16 protein-coding genes and 1 pseudogene are annotated in these 18,716 nt (G+C 66.9%); 8 read left to right on the top strand and 9 right to left on the bottom strand.

Annotation, left to right across the window (positions count from 1 at the left end; genetic code table 11):
* The first annotated feature begins 26 nt into the window (after window positions 1–26).
* Window positions 27–842: an alpha/beta fold hydrolase gene (locus ACE37B_RS20345; protein WP_409925164.1), complete on the top strand. Its 816-nt coding sequence runs from the start codon at window positions 27–29 to the stop codon at window positions 840–842.
* Between the two features lie 39 nt (window positions 843–881).
* Here the strand turns inward: ACE37B_RS20345 and dnaB are convergent, their stop codons facing one another.
* The 5 genes and pseudogenes from dnaB to rpsF all read right to left on the bottom strand — a co-directional run bounded on the left by dnaB (window position 882) and on the right by rpsF (window position 4,453).
* Entirely contained in the window at window positions 882–2,297 is a 1,416-nt protein-coding gene (gene dnaB / locus ACE37B_RS20340; RefSeq protein ID WP_409925163.1) for a replicative DNA helicase, read from the bottom strand.
* Between the two features lie 344 nt (window positions 2,298–2,641).
* Window positions 2,642–3,088, bottom strand: coding sequence for a 50S ribosomal protein L9 (rplI, locus tag ACE37B_RS20335; protein ID WP_409925162.1), 447 nt, complete (start codon window positions 3,086–3,088; stop codon window positions 2,642–2,644).
* 194 nt (window positions 3,089–3,282) lie between these two features.
* A pseudogene (gene rpsR, locus ACE37B_RS20330) lies at window positions 3,283–3,531 on the bottom strand (30S ribosomal protein S18); the annotation flags it as partial.
* 88 nt (window positions 3,532–3,619) lie between these two features.
* Complete coding sequence (locus ACE37B_RS20325; RefSeq protein ID WP_409925161.1) at window positions 3,620–4,060, bottom strand: single-stranded DNA-binding protein; 441 nt, start codon at window positions 4,058–4,060, stop codon at window positions 3,620–3,622.
* Between the two features lie 60 nt (window positions 4,061–4,120).
* Window positions 4,121–4,453, bottom strand: a complete 333-nt coding sequence (gene rpsF / locus ACE37B_RS20320) for a 30S ribosomal protein S6 (protein WP_409925160.1) — start codon at window positions 4,451–4,453, stop codon at window positions 4,121–4,123.
* A 221-nt stretch (window positions 4,454–4,674) separates the two neighbouring features.
* Between rpsF and ACE37B_RS20315 the strand changes: the two genes are divergently transcribed.
* Both ACE37B_RS20315 and ACE37B_RS20310 read left to right on the top strand, forming a co-directional pair.
* The gene (locus ACE37B_RS20315; protein ID WP_409925159.1) at window positions 4,675–5,160 is read left to right on the top strand and encodes an RNA polymerase sigma factor; all 486 of its coding nucleotides are present in this window, start codon (window positions 4,675–4,677) and stop codon (window positions 5,158–5,160) included.
* Window positions 5,157–6,380, top strand: a complete 1,224-nt coding sequence (locus ACE37B_RS20310) for a hypothetical protein (protein ID WP_409925158.1) — start codon at window positions 5,157–5,159, stop codon at window positions 6,378–6,380. The genes ACE37B_RS20315 and ACE37B_RS20310 overlap by 4 nt, the downstream gene beginning before the upstream one ends.
* Before the next feature lie 60 nt (window positions 6,381–6,440).
* Here ACE37B_RS20310 and ACE37B_RS20305 read toward each other — a convergent pair whose 3' ends face one another.
* Window positions 6,441–7,019 carry a DUF192 domain-containing protein gene (locus ACE37B_RS20305; protein WP_409925157.1) on the bottom strand — a complete coding sequence of 193 codons (579 nt, stop codon included), beginning with the start codon at window positions 7,017–7,019 and terminating at the stop codon, window positions 6,441–6,443.
* A 152-nt stretch (window positions 7,020–7,171) separates the two neighbouring features.
* Complete coding sequence (locus tag ACE37B_RS20300) at window positions 7,172–7,570, bottom strand: DUF5318 family protein (RefSeq protein WP_409925156.1); 399 nt, start codon at window positions 7,568–7,570, stop codon at window positions 7,172–7,174.
* Between the two features lie 416 nt (window positions 7,571–7,986).
* On the opposite strand from ACE37B_RS20300, the gene ACE37B_RS20295 reads away from it, so the two are divergent.
* The 3 genes from ACE37B_RS20295 (at window position 7,987) to ACE37B_RS20285 (ending at window position 11,706) form a co-directional block, all read left to right on the top strand.
* Complete coding sequence (locus ACE37B_RS20295; protein ID WP_409925155.1) at window positions 7,987–9,216, top strand: MFS transporter; 1,230 nt, start codon at window positions 7,987–7,989, stop codon at window positions 9,214–9,216.
* Between the two features lie 103 nt (window positions 9,217–9,319).
* Window positions 9,320–10,984, top strand: a complete 1,665-nt coding sequence (locus ACE37B_RS20290) for a hypothetical protein (protein ID WP_409925154.1) — start codon at window positions 9,320–9,322, stop codon at window positions 10,982–10,984.
* A gap of 152 nt (window positions 10,985–11,136) precedes the next feature.
* Window positions 11,137–11,706, top strand: coding sequence for a class I SAM-dependent methyltransferase (locus tag ACE37B_RS20285; protein WP_409925153.1), 570 nt, complete (start codon window positions 11,137–11,139; stop codon window positions 11,704–11,706).
* 27 nt (window positions 11,707–11,733) lie between these two features.
* Here ACE37B_RS20285 and ACE37B_RS20280 read toward each other — a convergent pair whose 3' ends face one another.
* Window positions 11,734–13,977, bottom strand: coding sequence for a putative bifunctional diguanylate cyclase/phosphodiesterase (locus ACE37B_RS20280; RefSeq protein WP_409925152.1), 2,244 nt, complete (start codon window positions 13,975–13,977; stop codon window positions 11,734–11,736).
* Between the two features lie 58 nt (window positions 13,978–14,035).
* The gene (locus ACE37B_RS20275; protein ID WP_409925255.1) at window positions 14,036–15,484 is read right to left on the bottom strand and encodes a CCA tRNA nucleotidyltransferase; all 1,449 of its coding nucleotides are present in this window, start codon (window positions 15,482–15,484) and stop codon (window positions 14,036–14,038) included.
* Between the two features lie 93 nt (window positions 15,485–15,577).
* Here ACE37B_RS20275 and ACE37B_RS20270 point away from each other — a divergent pair, with 93 nt between their 5' ends.
* Together ACE37B_RS20270 and ACE37B_RS20265 are read left to right on the top strand one after the other, a co-directional pair.
* The gene (locus ACE37B_RS20270) at window positions 15,578–16,357 is read left to right on the top strand and encodes a GNAT family N-acetyltransferase (protein WP_409925151.1); all 780 of its coding nucleotides are present in this window, start codon (window positions 15,578–15,580) and stop codon (window positions 16,355–16,357) included.
* Window positions 16,354–18,696 carry a hypothetical protein gene (locus ACE37B_RS20265; RefSeq protein WP_409925150.1) on the top strand — a complete coding sequence of 781 codons (2,343 nt, stop codon included), beginning with the start codon at window positions 16,354–16,356 and terminating at the stop codon, window positions 18,694–18,696. Before ACE37B_RS20270 ends, ACE37B_RS20265 begins: the two co-directional genes overlap by 4 nt.
* Window positions 18,697–18,716 lie beyond the last annotated feature (20 nt).

Genomic DNA, 18,716 nt, shown 5'->3' with positions numbered 1-18,716 from the left:
GCGGCGGCAGGTGAGAGACTGGTGCCATGGCAAACATCGAGGCGTCGGACGGGACCATCATCGAGTTCGAAGTCCACGGGTCCGACGCCGTCGCGAGTGGTCCGCCGGTCATCTTGGTGCACGGGATCACCGAGAGCTCGATCACCTGGGCGCCGGTCACCGAACGGTTGGCGACCCACCACCAACTCATCACCATGGACCTGCGCGGACACGGCAGGTCCGCCACGGCCGAGCGCTACGACCTCGAGGCCATGGCGGGCGACGTGATCGCCGTGGCCATGGCGACCGGCGTGCAACACCCGCACCTGGTCGGTCATTCGCTCGGCGGTGCGGTGGTGTCGGCCGTCGGCGCGGCGATGCCGGTGACCTCGATCGTCAACGTCGACCAGTCGCTCCAGCTCGGCGGTTTCAAGGAGCAGTTGATGCCGTTCGCCGACCAATTGCGCGACGCCGACGCCTTCCCCGCGATCATCGAGGCGCTGTTCGGCCTGCTCGCCGGGGACGCGATCGCACCTGCCGAACTCGAGCGTGTCAACGCAGCGCGGCGACCGGACCAGAAGGTCGTCCTCGGAGTGTGGGATCTCATCCTCAACTCGAATCTCGCCGAGATCGCCGACGCCGTCGACGCGGCGCTCGCCGGCTATCGCGGCACCACCACGCCCTACCTGTCGTTGTTCGGTGTCGACCCTGGCGAGGCCTACGGCGACTGGCTGGCAAGTCGAATCAGCGGTGCGATCACCGAAGTCTGGCCCGACCACGGCCACTACCCGCATCTCGTCGACCCGGACCGTTTCGTCACCCGGCTCGACGCGTTCTGGGCCGGGCTCGCGGCCGGACACTGAGCCGGTATGCGACAGAGTGGGTCTGACCCACTCTGTCGTTCACATGTTGCGGGCGGCGTTGTCGAAGCGGGTGAAGTGGCCTTGGAAGACGAGGCGGGCCTTGCCGGTCGGACCGGCGCGGTGCTTGGCGATGATCAACTCGGCCATGCCCTTGTCGGGTGAATCGTCGTTGTACACCTCGTCGCGATAGAGGAACATCACGACGTCGGCGTCCTGTTCGATCGATCCGGACTCGCGCAGGTCGGCGAGCATCGGACGCTTGTCGGCACGAGCTTCGAGGTTTCGGCTCAGTTGGCTCAGCGCCACGACCGGACACTTCAACTCGCGAGCGAGGACCTTCAGGTTTCGGCTGATCTCGCTCACTTCGAGTTGGCGGTTCTCAGGGCGACCGCTACCGCTCATCAACTGCAGGTAGTCGATCAGGATCAGCCCGATGCCGCCGTGCTGGGCGGCGATGCGCCGCGCCTTTGCCCGGATTTCCATGACCGTCACCTGCGGGTTGTCGTCGAGGAACAGCGGCACCTCGAGTCGGCCGATGGCGAGGCCGACCTTCGACCAGTCGGATTCGGTGAGACGCCCGGACTGCAACTTGGACGAGTCGACACGTGCTTCGCTCGCCAGGATGCGCTGCGAGAGTTCGAGGTGGGCCATCTCGAGCGAGAACACGACCACGGGCAGATGCGTGGACTTGGCGACGTGGGTGGCGATGCCGAGCCCGAGCGCCGTCTTGCCCATGGCCGGACGGGCGCCGATGATGTTGAGCGTGTTGGGTTGCAGCCCGTGCAGGATCGCGTCGAGATCGTCGAGGCCGGTCGGCACGCCGGTCAGGTCGTTGCCCCGTTCGTAGGTCGCTTCGAGATGCTCCATGGTCTCGGCGAGCACGTCTTGCACGATGCGGGTGGAGTCGACGTTGCGGTCTTCGGCGACCTCGAACATCTTCGATTCGGCGAGATCGACCGCCTTCGTGGCGTCGTCGGGTTCGCTGAAGGCGATGTCGGTGATCTCGCTCGCCGTGTGGATCAGGCGGCGCAGCAGTGCCGTATCCATGACGATCTTGGCGTAATGCTCGGCGCCCGACACCGACGGTGTTGCGTTCTGCAGTTCACTCAACCGCTCGATGCCACCGATCTCCTCGAGCAGACCGTGCTTGCGCAACTCGTCGGCGACGGTGACGATGTCGACCGGACCCGAGGTCGAATAGATCGAGCGGATGACGTCGAAGATGTGCTGGTTCCCTGGGTTGTAGAAATCGCGTGGGCCGAGGCCGGCCTCCCCGACCACGCCGATCGCGTCGCGCGACAACAGCAGCGCGCCGAGCACCGATTCCTCGGCCTGCAAGTTGTGCGGCGGGACACGGCCAGCGCTGCCACCGGACGCCGAGAAGCGCCGTGACGCGCCGCCGCTCGGGCCGCCGCCGTTGCCGTAGTCGATGGGGAAGTTCTCGTCGCCAGCCATGAGGGGTCTACTCAACCAGGCGCGGCCTGTGGGCAACCAGTGCCGATAGCCAGTGGACCGACACAGGGTTCACCTGTGACGTTCCTGTGGAAAACACCGGGTGGGTGTGGACAAACGACGGGGGCGCGTCGGTGGATAACTCCCAGCGCGGATCACCGCGCTCCATGTGGTCGACCAACGACTCCGCACACCCTGCAGTGTGACGCGGCCCTGTGACAACGTTGTGCGCCAGCACGTGCTCCTCGGGGATGCAGAGCGACGAGATGTCGCCGAAAACGACGACAGGGTGCGCATCCCATGATGCGCACCCTGTCGGGATCAACGGGCCAGGAGCCCACCGCCGATCACTCGGCGGCGACGACCTCGATCGTGATCGGGAACGACACGTCGGCGTGCAGCGATGCGGTGGCCGAGTGCTGGCCCACCGTCTTGACGCCGTCGATCTCGATCTCCTTGCGATCGAGTTCGATCCCGGTCTGCTCCTTGATCGCCTCGGCGACGTCAGCGGCGTGGACCGAACCGAAGAGCTTGCCTTCGGGGCTCGCCTTGGCCGTGATCGTGATCACCTTCGGCACCAGCGTGGTGGCAACCGCCGTAGCGGCCTCACGCGACTGGTGGTCCTTGGCGTCGCGCGACGAACGCATCCGTGCGGCCTGCGCGATCGCCCCAGCCGACGCCTTGATGGCGTGACCCTTGGGGAGCAGGAAGTTCCGGGCGTGGCCATCTGCCACGTCGACGATGTCGCCGCGCAGTCCCAGACCCGGGAGATCGGAACGAAGAATCACCTGCATGATCAGCCCTCCCCACTCTCGTCGTCACCGTCGGCCGACTCGGCGCCCTCGACCTGGTTGTCGAGTTCGAGCACGTCGTCGTCGAGATCCAACGAGTCGTTGCCCTGCTCGTTGTTCGACGTGTCGCGCTCACCGCGGCCTTCGCCACGCTCACCGCGACGCCCGCCGGTGCGGGTCGACGCCACGCGCTTGGCATAGGGAAGCAGCGCCATTTCGCGCGCCACCTTGACGGCGTTGGCGACTTCGCGCTGCTGTTGCAGATCGTTGCCCGCCACTCGGCGGTTCTTGATCTTCGCGCGGTCGCTCATGAAGCGGCTGAGTAGATCGACGTCTTTGTAGTCGATGTACTCCACCTTCTCGATGACGAGCACGCTGGTCTTCTTCTTGAACTTACGTGGATTGGCGTCCCGGGCAGACCGGGCCTTGTTCTTCTTACTTGCCATGTGGCTGGTTCCTTACTGGAAAACTGGTCGTTTCGATGGGGAGGTCGCACCGCTCGCTGCGGCGCTCACCTCGACGTCGGACAATCGATCAGAACGGCTCTTCGTCGCCGTAGATCGGATCGGGTGCAGCGGCAGCTCCGCCGCCACCCCCGCCACCTTGCGGTGCGGCATCACGACTGATTCGCTCGACTTGTGCCTGAGCCCAGCGCAAGCTGGGACCGAGGTCGTCGGCGATCACTTCGGTGATGTTGACCTTCTGACCTTCTTTGTTGTCGTAGGAGCGCTGCTCGAGGCGACCGGTGACCATGCACCGGGTGCCTTTCGTCATGCTCGCCGCGGCGTTCTCGCCGAGGTCGCCCCACGCGACGATGTTGAAGAAGGAAACCGCTTCTTGCCATTCACCGTTCTGTTGCCAGCGACGGTTGACAGCGAGTCCGAAACTCGCGACCCCACGACCCCCCGTGGTGTAGCGGAGTTCGGGATCGCGAGTGAGGTTTCCGATCAGTGTGACGGTGTTGTCCATTGCCATGGTGTTCCCCTGGTACGTAGTGGCTGGTACGTGGTGGCTCGATGCCGGTCATCACTGCGCTCAGGCAGTGGCGACCGCCATACCGCGGCGCTCGGCCTCGGCGTCCGGAAGTCGGATGAGCTTGTGACGGACGACATCGTCCGCGAGGCGGAGCGTGCGCTCGAGTTCGTCGAGTGCGCCCGGTTCGGCCACGATCTCCGCGACCAGGTAGTAGCCAGCCGGCTTCTTGTTGATGGGGTAGGCGAACTGGCGCTTGCCCCACCAATCGATCTTGCCGTGAACGCTGCCACCGGCGGCTTCGACGCCGTCGGTCACGTTCTTCTGCCAGGCTTGGGCTTTGGGGTCATCGACATCTCCGTCGATGATGACCATCAATTCATAGGCACGTGTCATACGTGTTTTTCCTCCCTTCGGATACCGGATGCTTGTGATGGCAGGCATCGCGGCAGCCCCGTGAGGGGCAGGGCCAATATGGACTGCGCCACGCTATCGCCATCGCGTCGATCGCGTGACAGGCCTGCCCGGACCGCCTCCTCCCTCCACACCGTTCCCGCCTCGTCGAATCCCCTGCAACACTTCGCGGCCGTCGTGCGCCGTTGATGATGATGGGGAACGTGAGCCACACGACCGACGCCGAAGGGAACACGGTCGCCGAACAGCGCGATGCACTCGAACGGCTCTTCGCCGACGAGTACACCGGCATGGTTCGACTCGCCTACACACTCGTGGGATGCAACACCGAGGCCGAAGATCTCGTCCAAGACAGTTTCGTCGAGGTCTCTCGACGACTCGGCGAGATCCGCCAGCCCGGTGCCTACCTGCGCACTGCGGTGGTGAGTCGATGCCGATCGGCACTTCGGCGACGTCGTGTGATGGCGCTGCATCCACCAGAGCCGCCGGCGGGCTTGGCCACCACCGCCGACGAACTCTGGGATGTGCTGGGCCGTCTGACAGAAGATCAACGAATCGTCGTCGTACTCCGGTACTACAGCGGATACACCGCATCGGAGATCGCCAAGATCGTCGACACACCCGCGTCGACCGTCCGGTCGCATCTTCGCCGAGGTCTCACTGCACTGAGAAAGGAACTGGACGCATGACCCGCTTCACCGACCGTGTCGCACGCGACCTGAGCCAGATCGCGGATCAGGCATCTCCATCGTCACCCACCGCTTGGGAGTCGATCCGACAACGGGTCGCCGACCAGGCCGACGCATCGACCATGGAGGTCATCATGCTCACCCCGAACGACAACGACCCGACGAATCGGTCACGCATCGTGTGGCTCGTCGCCGCCTCGGTCGTCGTGATCGCGCTGGTCGGCGGACTCGTCGCCGTCGCCAACCGCGACACCGCCGAGAACCTGCCAGCCGATCAGCCGGTGTCCAGCACACCGAGCGACGACCCCACGCCGATCGACGGCGAACGAGACGGCGAACCGGACAGCGAGTCGACGACTCAGAGCGGCGACGTCCTGCCTGATGTCGAACCGATCGCATCGGGCCAGTACACGATGACGTGCGACGTCACCGAGACGATGGTGTTCGCCGCCGACGACGTCGGTACGGCTCCGCAGCGCTGCGCGCTCACCGGAGACCCGCTCCCGATCGACCCGGTCCAGGAGCTGTCACTCGAGCTCTACCGGACCGATGCACCGACGGTCGCCTTCACCGTGCGCAACGACGACGGCTACCTCAGCGCCGGCTACACCTACACGCCTGGCGCCGCAGCGCCGGGCGACGAGGATTCGGTCGACGTCGCACGCGCCGGCGTCCCGGTGACCCGAGCGGTGGGACTGTTCTCGGGCACCGACCGGTACGCCGGCGAGACGATCACCGCGTTCATCCGCTCGCAGAACGACATCGACCTGCTCGTCGACTGGACCGTCGAACCCGACCTCGAACCGCGTGGCGGCTCGGAGCCGGGCGCGGTGAGCGCCGAACTGACGATGGAGTGTGAAGCCACGTTCGTCGGCCAGGACGTCGCCGAACAACGAATCGAACAGGCATGCACGTTCACCGGTGACGACGAGCGCTTCGTGCCTGCGCCGCAGACCTTCGACACGCGGCTCTTCAGCACCGACGGCGAACCGATCGGCAGCCGATCGGACATGACGTCGTTCGTCGTCGCGACGAACGACAACGGCTTCCTGTTCTCCGGAATCGCGAGCGATGCCAGCACGTTTCGGGCGGTCGGCGTACGACCCGGAACCGGCGAGTTCGCAGGGCTGCTGATCCACGACGTCTACGACATCGAGGTCGACGACTCGGCGAATGCCACCGCCACGGTGCACAGCAGCGTCTCCCCGGACGAGAGCTGACGTCGCTCACGACGCCGACTCGGGCCCGGCGATGGCGTTCAGGGATGTCGCCGGGCCGTGTCAGTCGAGCAGCGGGCAGATCGCCTCGGCACCCGGTTCGACGAGCCGCAGGATCTCGGCGCGTGATCCGGGGCCGATGCCGACCTTGGCGAGTTCACCCTGGAACATCTCGATCGCCAACGTGTAGCTGCCGTCGGGCCGATAGCGCTCACACGCGGCGGTGTCGTCGATCAGGCACGGTTCCATGTCGGTCTCGGCGACGTGGGAACCATCGGCCGCGAACCAGGCGATCGACAACGGCGTCGGCGTGCCGATCATGACGAAGGCGCCTTCGAGCGGGTCGTCCCACGTGAACGCCATGCCCACCGGTTCACCGAGATCGGTCACCCCCATCAGCCCGCGACCGCGCTGAGCCGAGTCGCGCGCATGCCACAGACACACGTCGCACACGGTGCCGTCGGCCGCGGTGATCCGCACCAACGTGGTGCCGAACCCTTCGGGCCGCACGCCCTCGCCGACGGCGTCTGGCGAACGGGTCACGACCTCGGGCTTCGCTGTGGGCATCGACGTCGTGGTCGACTCCGGATCGGGCTGCGCAGCGGAGTCCGAACCGACCGTGTCAGCCATCGTGTCAGTCATCGTGTCAGTCATCGTGTCAGCCATCGTGTCAGTCGCGGTCTCCGCGACGCTCGCAGCGGTCGTGTCGTCGACGGTGTCGCTGCTGCAGGCCGCTGTAGCGAGCGACACCGCGAACAGCGCGACGAGCGCGCGACCGGCCGCGCGGGCGCGGGTCACCTGGAGCGGCCGCCGACGGGCAACACCCGCAGGAGGTGATGCCAGCGGCATTCGGTGCAGGCCTCGACGACGTACGCGTTGAGGTCCTCCGGGCGAGCGTTGAGGCTGCGCATCTCCTTGGCCGTCGACACGCAGCGTCCCTGCGGTCCGATGCCGTGCCCGAAGACGTAGGTGACCAGACGCAGGTTGACCTCTTCACAGATCGGGCAGATGGTCGAGGTCTCGGTGCCGACGTTGCGGGCCGCACGGATCAACTCGGGGTGGGCGTCGCACACGGTGTCCATCGGCACGCGTCCACGACGAACCTCGGCGATCAACATCCGGCGCGCGAGCCGATGATCGACGATGCCGCGAGCGCCATCGACCCCTCGAATCGCTCCGGCGGTGAAAGCCATGGCGAGTGAGCGTAGCCCGGCGGCCGCCAGTGCTCGCTCCGACCGGCCGGTCAACGAGCGGCTCGCGTCATCTCCTTCCACCACGGTGCGTCGCCGCGTCGCGTCTTGTGGCGGTTGAACTGACGGCATTCGCGAGAAAATCTCTGGACCTTCACCACGCTTCGTGGTAATTTGAGGGGGTCCTGACATATTCAAGAGGAAGGGTGAACAACATGCAGACACGTCGTGGAGTTTCCTGGTGGTGAACCACCGCTGACCTTCGAGGTCACGCACACAACGCCAGTGCCGTCGAGCGAACACGTTCACTCCGGCACTGGCGTTTTGCTGTCTGGACACAGACGAACGACTCGGACTCGCTGATCGACCCGGTCGGCTGGCCTCACCCACAGCACCGCCACCCGCCGACCGGACGAATCGTGGACCACACTTCGATCGACGATCTGACCGCTGAGCCAGACATGCGCCTGCCGTCGAGTTTCTGGCGGCTCTGGGCGGCATCCGGTGTCTCGAACGTCGGTGACGGCATGCGCGCCGCCGCGCTGCCCCTGCTCGCGACCGAGCTCAGCACCGATCCGCGGGTGATCGCTGGGGTCGCCGTCTGCCAGCAACTGCCGTTCCTGCTGTTCGCGCTCGTCGGCGGCGTCGCCAGCGACCGCCTCGACCGTCGCTGGCTTCGAGTGCGACTCGACGCGCTGCGCTTCATCGCCGTCGCACTCTTCACACTGCTGATCGTTCTCGACCAGGCGTCGATCGTGATCCTGTTCGCGGTGACGCTGGTGATCTCGGCCGCCGAGGTCGTGGTCGACAACGCGACCCGGGCACTCGTGCCGTCGCTGGTGGAGGACCATCAGCTCGAACGCGCCGGTGGGATCATGGCCTCCACGTTCCTCATCGGTGGCTCGCTGATCGGTCCGCCCCTCGGCGGTGTGTTGTTCGCGACGGCGATCGCGGTGCCGTTCGGCGCCGATGCCGGCACCTTCCTGATCGCGGCGATCCTGGCTGCGTCCATTCCCGGCAAATTCCGTCCCGAAAAGCAAGCATCCGACGTCGGCCGAAGCTTCGCCGGCCAGATCAAGGACGGCATGGCGTGGCTCTGGCAACACCGCCTGCTTCGCAATCTGGCGTTGCTGTCGACGGTGCTCGGCTTCGTCAACATGATGTTCAACTCCGTACTCGTCCTGCTCGCTCGCGACACGCTCGGGCTCGGCGCACTGGGGTTCGGCCTGCTGCTGGTCCCGTCGGCGATCGGCGGCGTGATCGGGTCCGTACTGGCGCAACGCTTCCGCACGACCCCGTTGCCCCTCGTCCTCACCGCCGTGGTCGTGATCAGCGCGGTCGCCATCGCGGCGACGGGCACGACGCAGGTCGTCGTCCTCGTCGGGCTGCTCACCGCCATCGATTCGGGCGCCGTCGTCGTCTGGAACGTCCTCACGCTGGCGCTGCGCCAGCGGATGATCCCCGATCACCTGCTCGGACGCGTCACTGCGAGCTATTCGTTCTTCGTCTTCCTCGCGATGCCACTCGGCGCGCTCGCTGGCGGCTTCCTCGCTGCCGCCACGTCGGTCCCGACCGTCTTCGTCGTCGCCGGGTCGGTCCAGCTCGCGATCGCCTGCATCGTCCCGTTCGCGACGCGAACACGTCCCTGAACACCGGTCGACGCTTCCGGCCTCGCGGGCTCGGCCAGACCCACACATCTCGGGACGAGCCCCGCCGAACTGCCGCCTCGACGGGGTGTGATTACATCGGGAGATGAACCGCCGACTCGTCACCATCGCCACCGCCACGGCACTCACCATCACCGGTGCCGTCATCGGCACCCAGATCGCCAACGGACAATCCGCCGCACAAGAAACCGTGTTCGTGCCGATCACACCATGTCGCCTCATCGACACCCGCCCCGGCGAACTCAACGTCGGCCCACGCGACACCCCGATCGGTGACGATCAAACCGCCACCTTCAACGCCCACGAAACCAGCGACGCCGACTCACCCTGCACCATCCCGACCACCGCAACAGCGATCGCCACCAACGCCGTCGCGATCGCACCGACCGCACGCGGATTCCTCACCTTCTACCCCGGCAACGCTGCCAACCCCGGCACCGCCAACCTCAACTTCGTCGCCGGCCAAGCCCCCACCCCCAACGCCGCCAACATCCCCCTCGCCCCCGACGGCACCTTCAACGCGTACAACGCTTCCGGCAACGTCAACCTCGTCATCGACATCAACGGCTACTACCAACCCTCCACCACCATCGGCCAAACCGGACCCACCGGGCCTGCCGGACCCACCGGACCTGCCGGGCCTGCCGGGCCCACCGGACCAGACGGACCAGACGGGCCAACCGGACCAGACGGACCAGACGGACCTACGGGACCCATCGGACCGGCCGGACCTGCGGGACCCACCGGAGCTGACGGGCCTACGGGGCCCGTCGGGCCGACCGGGCCAACCGGGCCTGCGGGACCGGCCGGTGGGACCGACACGGGTCACACCTTCACCAGCATCGACACCACCGGCGACGTCGGCTGGTACACGTCGACCGCGATCGGCACCAACGGCAACCCCATCATCAGCTACTACGACGCCAGCAACGGCGATCTCAGAGTCGCCGCATGTGACAACCCCACCTGCACCACCACCGTCACCACCACACTCGACGCCACCGGCGACGTCGGCGCGTATACGTCGATCGCGATCGGCAGCAACGGCAACCCCGTCATCAGCTACTGGGACTTCACCAACCGCGACCTGAAGGTCGCCGCGTGCGACAACCCCACCTGCACCACCGCCACCACCACCACACTCGACGCCACCGGCGACGTCGGCCGGTTCACGTCGATCACGATCGGCACCAACGACAACCCCATCATCAGCTACTGGGACGCCACCCCCGGAGACCTGAAAGTCGCCGCGTGCGACAACCCCACCTGCACCACCGCCACCACCACGACACTCGACAGCGGCGGCTTCGTCGGCCTGTACACGTCGATCACCATCGGAAGCAACGGCAACCCCGTCATCAGCTACTACGACAACGTCAACCGCGACCTGAAGGTCGCCGCGTGCGACAACCCCACCTGCACCACCACCGCCACCATCACCAGCATCGACACCACCGGCGACGTCGGCCAGTACACGTCGATCACCATCGGCACCAACGGCAACCCCATCATCAGCTCCTACGACAACGTCCTTGGCGACTTGAAGGTCGCCGCGTGCGACGACCCCACCTGCACCACCGCCACCATCACACCCCTCGACACCGCCAACAGCGTCGGCTGGTACACGTCGATCGTGATCGGGCTCGACGACCGACCCGTCATCGCCCACCTCGACAACAGCAACGGCGACCTCCGCGTCGCCGTGTGCGGCAACACCACCTGCGCGAACTACACCCCACTCAACCGCTGAGATCACGACCGAGGAGGGTCGCACCGACACCGCCACCGTGGCAACGGTGTCCACGTCGCGGTCACGAACCGAGGGCCCCGCGGCGACACGACCACACCCGTTCGAGCCGACTATCGACCACGGCCGAATGGCGGCACGGCAGACTGTTCACCGTGGCAGCCAACATCAGTTACGGCACCGACGTCCCGGGGGACGACGAACTCAAGCTCTGCGGTGATGTGAGCGGCGCGAAGCGTGCCGTCGAACTCGGCGTGTCGGAGTGGTTCAACTCCCTCGAGTTCGCCGCTGCGGGAGCCAAAGCGATCGCCGTCGACCCCGACCCGGAACGCATCGCGGAGCTACGACGACGTGCCGACGACGCCGGTCTCACCGTGCAGTGCCTCGACGGTGATCTCGCCGACCTCGGGCAGATCACATCAGCGACGGTCGATGTCGTCGTGGCCTCGCACACCATCGACGATGTCGCCGACCTCGGCCGGCTGTTGCGCCAGGTCCATCGGATCCTGAAGCCATCGATGTCGTTCGTGATCGCGCTGCCGCATCCGTTCGCTCAGGTCAACGCCGGCCATCCGTACGGTGCCAACGCGCGCACGATCGGCGATTGGTTCACCGCGCTCGGCCGCTCGAACTTCCGGGTGGACCAGGTGAAGGAACTCGGCGTGTCGCCGACCGAGCCGATCCCCACCACGCTGGTGCTGCGCGCCCGCAAGGAAGGCTCCTGAACCGAGCGAGTCAGCGCTCGACGCGGGTCAACTCTCGACGGAGACGCCGGCGCCGACGCTGAGCAGGCGGGCCGGAGCCGGCCGACCGAACAGGTATCCCTGGCCCTTGTCGGCACCGAGCTCGCGCAACTGTGCGAGCTGCAGTGGGGTCTCGACGCCTTCGGCGATCACCGTGAGGCCGAGCGAGTGACCGAGGCGGATCACGGCGTCGACGATCGACGAGTCGTCGACCTCGATGCCGAGCCCGTCGACGAACGACTTGTCGACCTTGATCGCCTCCACCGGGAAGCGCTTCAGATACGTCAGCGACGAGTAGCCGGTACCGAAGTCGTCGACCGACAGATGCACTCCCAGACCGCGCAGTTCGCGCAGTGCCGCCGACGCCGCGTCGACGTCGGTGAGCAGCGCGGTCTCGGTGATCTCGAACCACAGAGAATCGGCCTCGATGCCACTCGTGCCGAGCGCGTCGCGCACGATCGCGACGAAGTTCGGATCGCCGAGTTGCTGGGCGGCGAGATTCACCGAGACCGCGCGGTCGCCTGCCGGGTCGCCCGTCGCTCGCCAGTGGGCGAGCTGTGCCAGTGCGTCGCGCAGCATCAGCTCGCCGATCTCGGCCATCAGGCTGCTCGCCTCCGCGATCGGCAGGAAATGACCGGGGCCGAGCAGTCCGCGTTCGGGATGCAACCAGCGCACGAGCACCTCGTAGCTGGCGACCTGCCCGGACCGCAGGTCGACGATCGGCTGGAAGTACGGCACGATCTCGTTCGCCGACAACGCCCGACGGAGGTCGTTGGCGTTCTGTAGCGATGACATCGTCGAGCTACGGAGTGCGTCGGTGAACGCCTCGATCCGGTCGCGCCCTCCGGATTTTGCGAGATACATCGCCGCGTCGGCGTTGCGCAACAACTCGTCGGCCGACATGGCCAGCCGCGCATTGGTCGCATAGCCGATCGACGTGGTCACCACCAGTTCGTGACCATCGATGGTGACCGCGTCCTCGACCGAGCGCTGCAGTCGACGCGCCACCTTCGCCGGGTCGAGCGCTGACGGCGCGTCGGGGTCGCCATCGGTGTCACCGCGAGACGTGCCGTCGACGAACACGACGAATTCGTCGCCACCGAACCGAGCGAGCAGATCGCCGTCTCGCATCACCGATCGGAATCGACTCGCCACGTGCCGCAGCAGTTCGTCGCCGACGCTGTGGCCGAGGCTGTCGTTGACGACCTTGAAGTTGTCGAGGTCGAGGAACAACACGGCGACCTCGTCGACCCGGGCGCTCGCGAGCACGGCGTCGAGTCGGGCGACGAGCGCGGAACGGTTGGGCAGCGCGGTCAGTTCGTCGTGCGTCGCCGCGTGCGCGAGGTCGGCAACGGCACGCCGTTGCTCGGTGACGTCTTCGATGTGGGTGATCGCGAACGACACGCCGTCGTCCTCGGTGACCGACACCTGCGTCTTCGCCCAGATGTAGTCACCGTCGCGACGCAGGTAGCGCTGCTCGATCCGGTAGCCGTCGTCGATACCGAGTTCGATCCGAGCGCGCTCGGCGGCGGCCGCGCGCAGGTCGTCGGGATGGGTGATGTCACGGATCGAACGTCCGACGAGGTAGCGGCGCGAGTGGTCGAGCATGTCGGCGAGCGACTGGTTCGCGTCGATGATCCGATTGTCGCTGAGTCGCACGAGCGCCATCCCGGTCGGGGCCGAATGGAACGCGAGCTGGAAGCGTCGGCGCGCCGCCTCGAGTGCTTCGGTGCCCCGCTCGCGATCGGTGACATCGCGCAACAGCACGATCAGGCCCGGCGGCGCCGCCTCGAGGGAATACCTGGCCGGCCGATGCAGGGTCGCCTCGACGAGGTGGGACGCGCCGGCGGCGTCGAGCAGTTCGAACACACCGGTCTCGCTGCTCATGGGTTCGATGCGCGGGTCGCCGCCGTCACGAGGGTTGATGCGCTCCCAACGATCGGAGATGTCGACTTGGTCGTCGGTGCCGACCATCCCGAGGAAGGACCTGCCGACGAGCGCGTCCTCGGCCCGGCCGGTGAGCGCTGCCGCTCGCGCGTTGGCCGACACGACGCGTCCGTCGTGATCGAGGCGAAGCACGGCGTCGGGGAGGTCGTCGAGCAGGCGCCGGACGCCGGCATGGGTCGCGTCGGTCTCGGCCATCGCCGCCTGCAGACGCAGCCGGACGCGGCGAGCATCGAGTGTGACGACGACGATCGCGAGCACGGCGACGACGGCGAACGCCACCACCAGGATCACCGCCGTCGATTGCACCCCACGACGTTAGAACGACGCCTCGGTCGGCGGGCGGACCCTCTCTCAGCACGCGCCGTCAGCGCGCCGCGTGCCACTCGTCGAGCCGTTTGCGGATCTCCGCGTCGCCGATGAGGCCCTCTTCGAGCCGGATCTCCATCAGGAACTTCATCGCCTCGCCGACCTCGCGGCCCGGCGCGATCCCGAGGTGCTCGATCACCTGGTTGCCGTCGAGTTCGGGACGCAGCGACGCCAACTCCTCGGCCTCGGCCAACTCGTCGATTCGTGCTTCGAGTTCGTCCATACGACGCGACAGACGAACCGCCTTCTTTTCGTTGCGTGTGGTGCAGTCGCAGCGGGTCAACACGTTGAGTTCGGTCAGCAACGGACCCGCGTCACGTACGTAACGTCGCACCGCCGAGTCCGACCACCCCATCGAATAGGTGTGGAATCGCAGGTGGAGCGCCACGAGTTCGGTCACCGCGTCGATGTCGGCGTTGGAGTACTTCAGTGCCGTCATGCGCTTCTTCGTCATCCGCGCACCGACAGCGTCGTGATGGTGGAACGTGGTGCCCTTACCCGGCAGGTAGCCGCGGGTCTTGGGCTTGCCGATGTCGTGGAACAGCGCCGCGAGGCGCGTGATCCGGAAGTCGAACGAGTCCCGCTCGCCGCTCACGATCGCCGGATGCGCCGACGGAGGCCGCACGTTCTCCACGACCGCGATCGAGTGGGTCAAGACGTCTTTGTGGCGGTGGATCGGATCGTGCTCCAAGCGCATGTTCGGCAGCTCCGGCAGGAACTGGTCGGCGAGCCCCGTGTCGACGAGGAACCACAACCCTGCAGCCGGATGATCGACCACGATCAGCTTGTCGAGTTCGTCACGGATCCGCTCGGCCGACACGATCTCGAGACGCGGCGCCATCGCCGTCACCGCAGCGACCAACTCCGCGGTCGGCTCGAACTGGTAGCGGGCGATGAATCGGGCGGCGCGCAGCATGCGCAGCGGGTCGTCGCTGAAGCTCACTTCGGGGCCGAGCGGAGTGCGCAACACGCGCTGCACGAGGTCGATGGCACCGTCGAAGGGGTCGACGAGCGTCGGCATCTCGGTGTCGCCGGTCAGCGACAGCGCCATCGCGTTCACGGTGAAGTCGCGGCGGGAGAGATCGGCCTCGATCTCGTCCGCGAACACGACGTGGGGCTTGCGCGAGTCATCGGTGTACGCCTCGGCGCGAAACGTCGTGATCTCGTAGGGCCGCGTCTCGCCGGTCGCCTCGTTGTGCTTGTTCGCCCCGATCGTGCCGAACTTCTCGCCTTGGGTCCAGATCGCGTCGGCCCAGCCTTCCAGGCACGCCTTGATCTCGGGGGGTCGCGCGTCGGTCGTCAGGTCGAGGTCGAAATCCGCTTTGCCGTCGGCGAGGAGCAGATCCCGGACGGTTCCGCCCACGAGATACAAACGGTGACCGGCGGCGCGGAATCGGTCGGCCAGCGGTTGAAGTTCGCGCAAGACCGGTTCGAAACGCTCGGGGATCACACCGTCCAGCGTATTGCCGGGCCGACGCGTGCGGCGACCCCTTTCCGTCGCGCCTGCGGTCGACAGGGCAGGTCACGTACATTCGTGCGAGTGGAAGAGGCAGTGCACACGACCAGTCGGGTCGACATCCGACCATGGCCGCACGATCCCACCGTTGCGCACCTCGTTCTGCTCGACGTCGGCATGGTCCCGACGGTGTCGGACGTCGACACCTGGATCGACCGAGCGGTCGAGGCGGCACCGAACGACCACTCGATCCGTACCATCCGCACCGGCGCCCTGTTTCCCGCAGCAGCCGAAGCGTTCGTACAGCGCGACTTCGTGCCGATCGATCGTCTGATCCTGCTCGAGCGTCGACTCGACCCGACCGAATCGATGCCGCAGGTGCCGAGACTCGCTTCGTCGCCGTGGCAGCGAGGGTCCGGCAGCACCGGTACGGCGCCGTCGCAGCGAGCGTTCCGCCTGCGACGGATGCGTGCCCGCGACCTCGACACCGCCGCCGACATCGACATCGATGCCTTCGAGACAGGCTGGCAGAACGACGCCGCGTCACTCGACGAGATCCGCCGCGCGACGCCGACCGCACACGCTCGGGTGCTCCTGAACGGCCGGGAACCGATCGGGTTCGCACTCACCGGTAAGGCTGGCTCGACCGGGTACCTCCAACGCTTCGCGGTTCGCTCGGCGTGGCAGGGTCGCGGCGCCGGTCGTGTGCTCGTCGGCGACGCCCTGCGATGGTTGAGCCGTCGGGGCGCCACGAACGCGCTGGTCAACACCGGCATCGACAACGACCGAGCGCTCCGGCTGTACGAGTCGCTCGGCTTCACCCGTCGCCACGAACACCTCGTCGTGCTGGAACGACGACGATGATGGACCCTGGCCAACTCACGCGACCGACACCACGATCGTTGCAACGCTTCGGCGCAGTCTCGACGCTTGCGCTCGTGCTCGCCGTCGCCGTGACGGTGCTCGCCGTTCCGGTCGGCCACCGAGCGAGCGCCCAGTCCGACGATGCCACCGATGACTCCACCGGCGAGCCGACCGTGCTGGCGGATGGCGAGATCGAGATGACGCTGATCGATCAACGCTTCGATCTCGCGCCCGGCGGCGAGATCGAACTCACGTATCGGCTCACCGGAGATCTCGAAGCGGTTGCCGAACTCGTCCCGCCGACGACGACCACCACCACCACGACCACCACCACGACCACGTCGACCACCACCACGACCACGTCGACCACCCCGGCGCCCGAGTCGGGCGACTCGCCCGCCGCACCGCCACCCGCCGCAACGCCACCCGCCGCACCGCCGACCAGCGCGCCGCCACCTGAGACGACCCTGATGCCGCCGGAACCATTGGCGCTCAGCATCGCCGTCGCGAACTATGCCCCGGTCGACGACCTCACCACCCTGCTTCGCATCGTCGGGCCCGACGCGCCACCGCGTCGACTCCTTCCGCCCAACATCGACGGTGTGCTGATCGCCGACGTGCGACCCGACATCACCATCACCTCGAACGACGGCACCTCGAACGACGGCACCTCGAACGACGGCACCGAATCCGCCGTGTTGCGACTGTCGATTCCCACCGACCAGGCTCCTTCCGAAGCCGATCTCCTCGAGTTCAACGACGACGGGCTCCACCCGCTCATCGTCGAACTCAAGGTGGCCGACCAGGTCGTCGCCAGTCACGCCACCGTCGTCGACCGACGCGACCCTCGCGATGACCGCGTCCCACCGATCGATCTCGCTCCCCTCGCGGCGATCACCGACCCGGGCCCCAACGGCACCCTCGCCGAGATCGAGGCCGGCATCGAACGGCTCGACGCACTCGCCAGTGTCGCACTCGAACTCGACACGAGCCTGACGCTCGACGTTCCCCCGAACATCGCTCGACTCGCGACCGAAGCGAGCACGGCGAACAACCTGCCCGACGCGCTCGACGATGACGAACTCATCGCAGCGCCAGCGACGCCGTTCGACATCTCCTCGGCCGCAGCGGTCAACCGCGTCGACGCGTTCGTTCGCCAGCTCGCCAGCGGCCAGGACCTGCTCGAAGCAGCGCTTCCCAGCACCGACGTCCGCCGCAACGTCTGGCTCGTGACCTCACCGATCAGTACCGACGCGGCGACCGTGCTGCGTGATCTCGGAGTGCGCTACCTCGTGATGACGCCCGACCTCTTCGCCCAGTCGATCTCCGACGTGGCACCGTCGACCGACCGGTTCGTCGAGATCGATCTCCGCGATGGGGCGACGATGCCGATCCTGCTCATCGACGACCTCGGCGCGGCATTCACCAGGGAGGCGAGCGATGCCATCCTCGCCGAGCGCAGCGCGACGGAATGGGCGATCGAGACGCTGGCGACGATTCGCCTTCAGCAATACACCGCGCCGTTCTCCGAGCGCGACGACGAACGCAGCCGCATCATCGCAACGCCCGACTTCGGGCCCTTCGACATGCGCTTGCTCTCCGAACTCGAACGACTGTCGTCGACCACCGACGCCATTCGATTCACGCCCGCCACCGAACTCGTCGGCGTCACCGAACGCCAAGGCGTCGACGCCGACCTGCAATTCCCCGAAGCTGCGGGTCCATCGTTGGCCGAGCGGCTCGAACGCATCGCGCTGACCCAACTCGGGCTCGAGAGCGTCGCGTCCATGCTGCCCGACGACGAACGGCCGAGCCGATGGAACCGCGAACTCGACTCGTTCGTCTCGACGGCCTACGAAGACCAACAGGTCGACGCAGCGATCGACGGCATCGTCGCCGAAGCCGACGCGATCCGGTCCGGCATCGTGCCCCCCGAGCCGATCTCGTTCACACTCACCGGCAACGACGGCGAGATCGACCTCCGGATCGGCAACACTCGCGACGAGCCGCTGCAGGTGCTGCTTCGTCTCGACTCGCCTCGACTCACGTTCCCGGCAGGTGATCAGATCGTCACGCTCGCCGCCGACGACGTCACCACCGTGAAGGTGCCGGTGGTGGCCCGCACCAACGGCACCTCGGCCGTGCTCGTCGATCTGTTCACGCCCGACGGTCAGTTGCGTCTCACCGACACCGTCACGCTGACCGCCCGGGTGAACGCACTCACCGGACTCGGGCAGGTGCTCACCGCCGGTCTCGCCCTGGTGCTGTTGACGTGGTGGTTCAGCAATTGGCGCAGTCGCCGTGCCGCTCGGCTCGAGGGCACCGACACCACCAGTTGAGCCGGCGACTCGCCGGGCTA

The organism is Ilumatobacter sp., assembly GCF_046290335.1.
Taxonomy (GTDB): Bacteria; Actinomycetota; Acidimicrobiia; order Acidimicrobiales; family Ilumatobacteraceae; genus Ilumatobacter_A.
The sequence above is the reverse complement of the archived record's forward strand: the minus strand, read 5'-3'. Positions and strand labels throughout refer to the sequence as shown.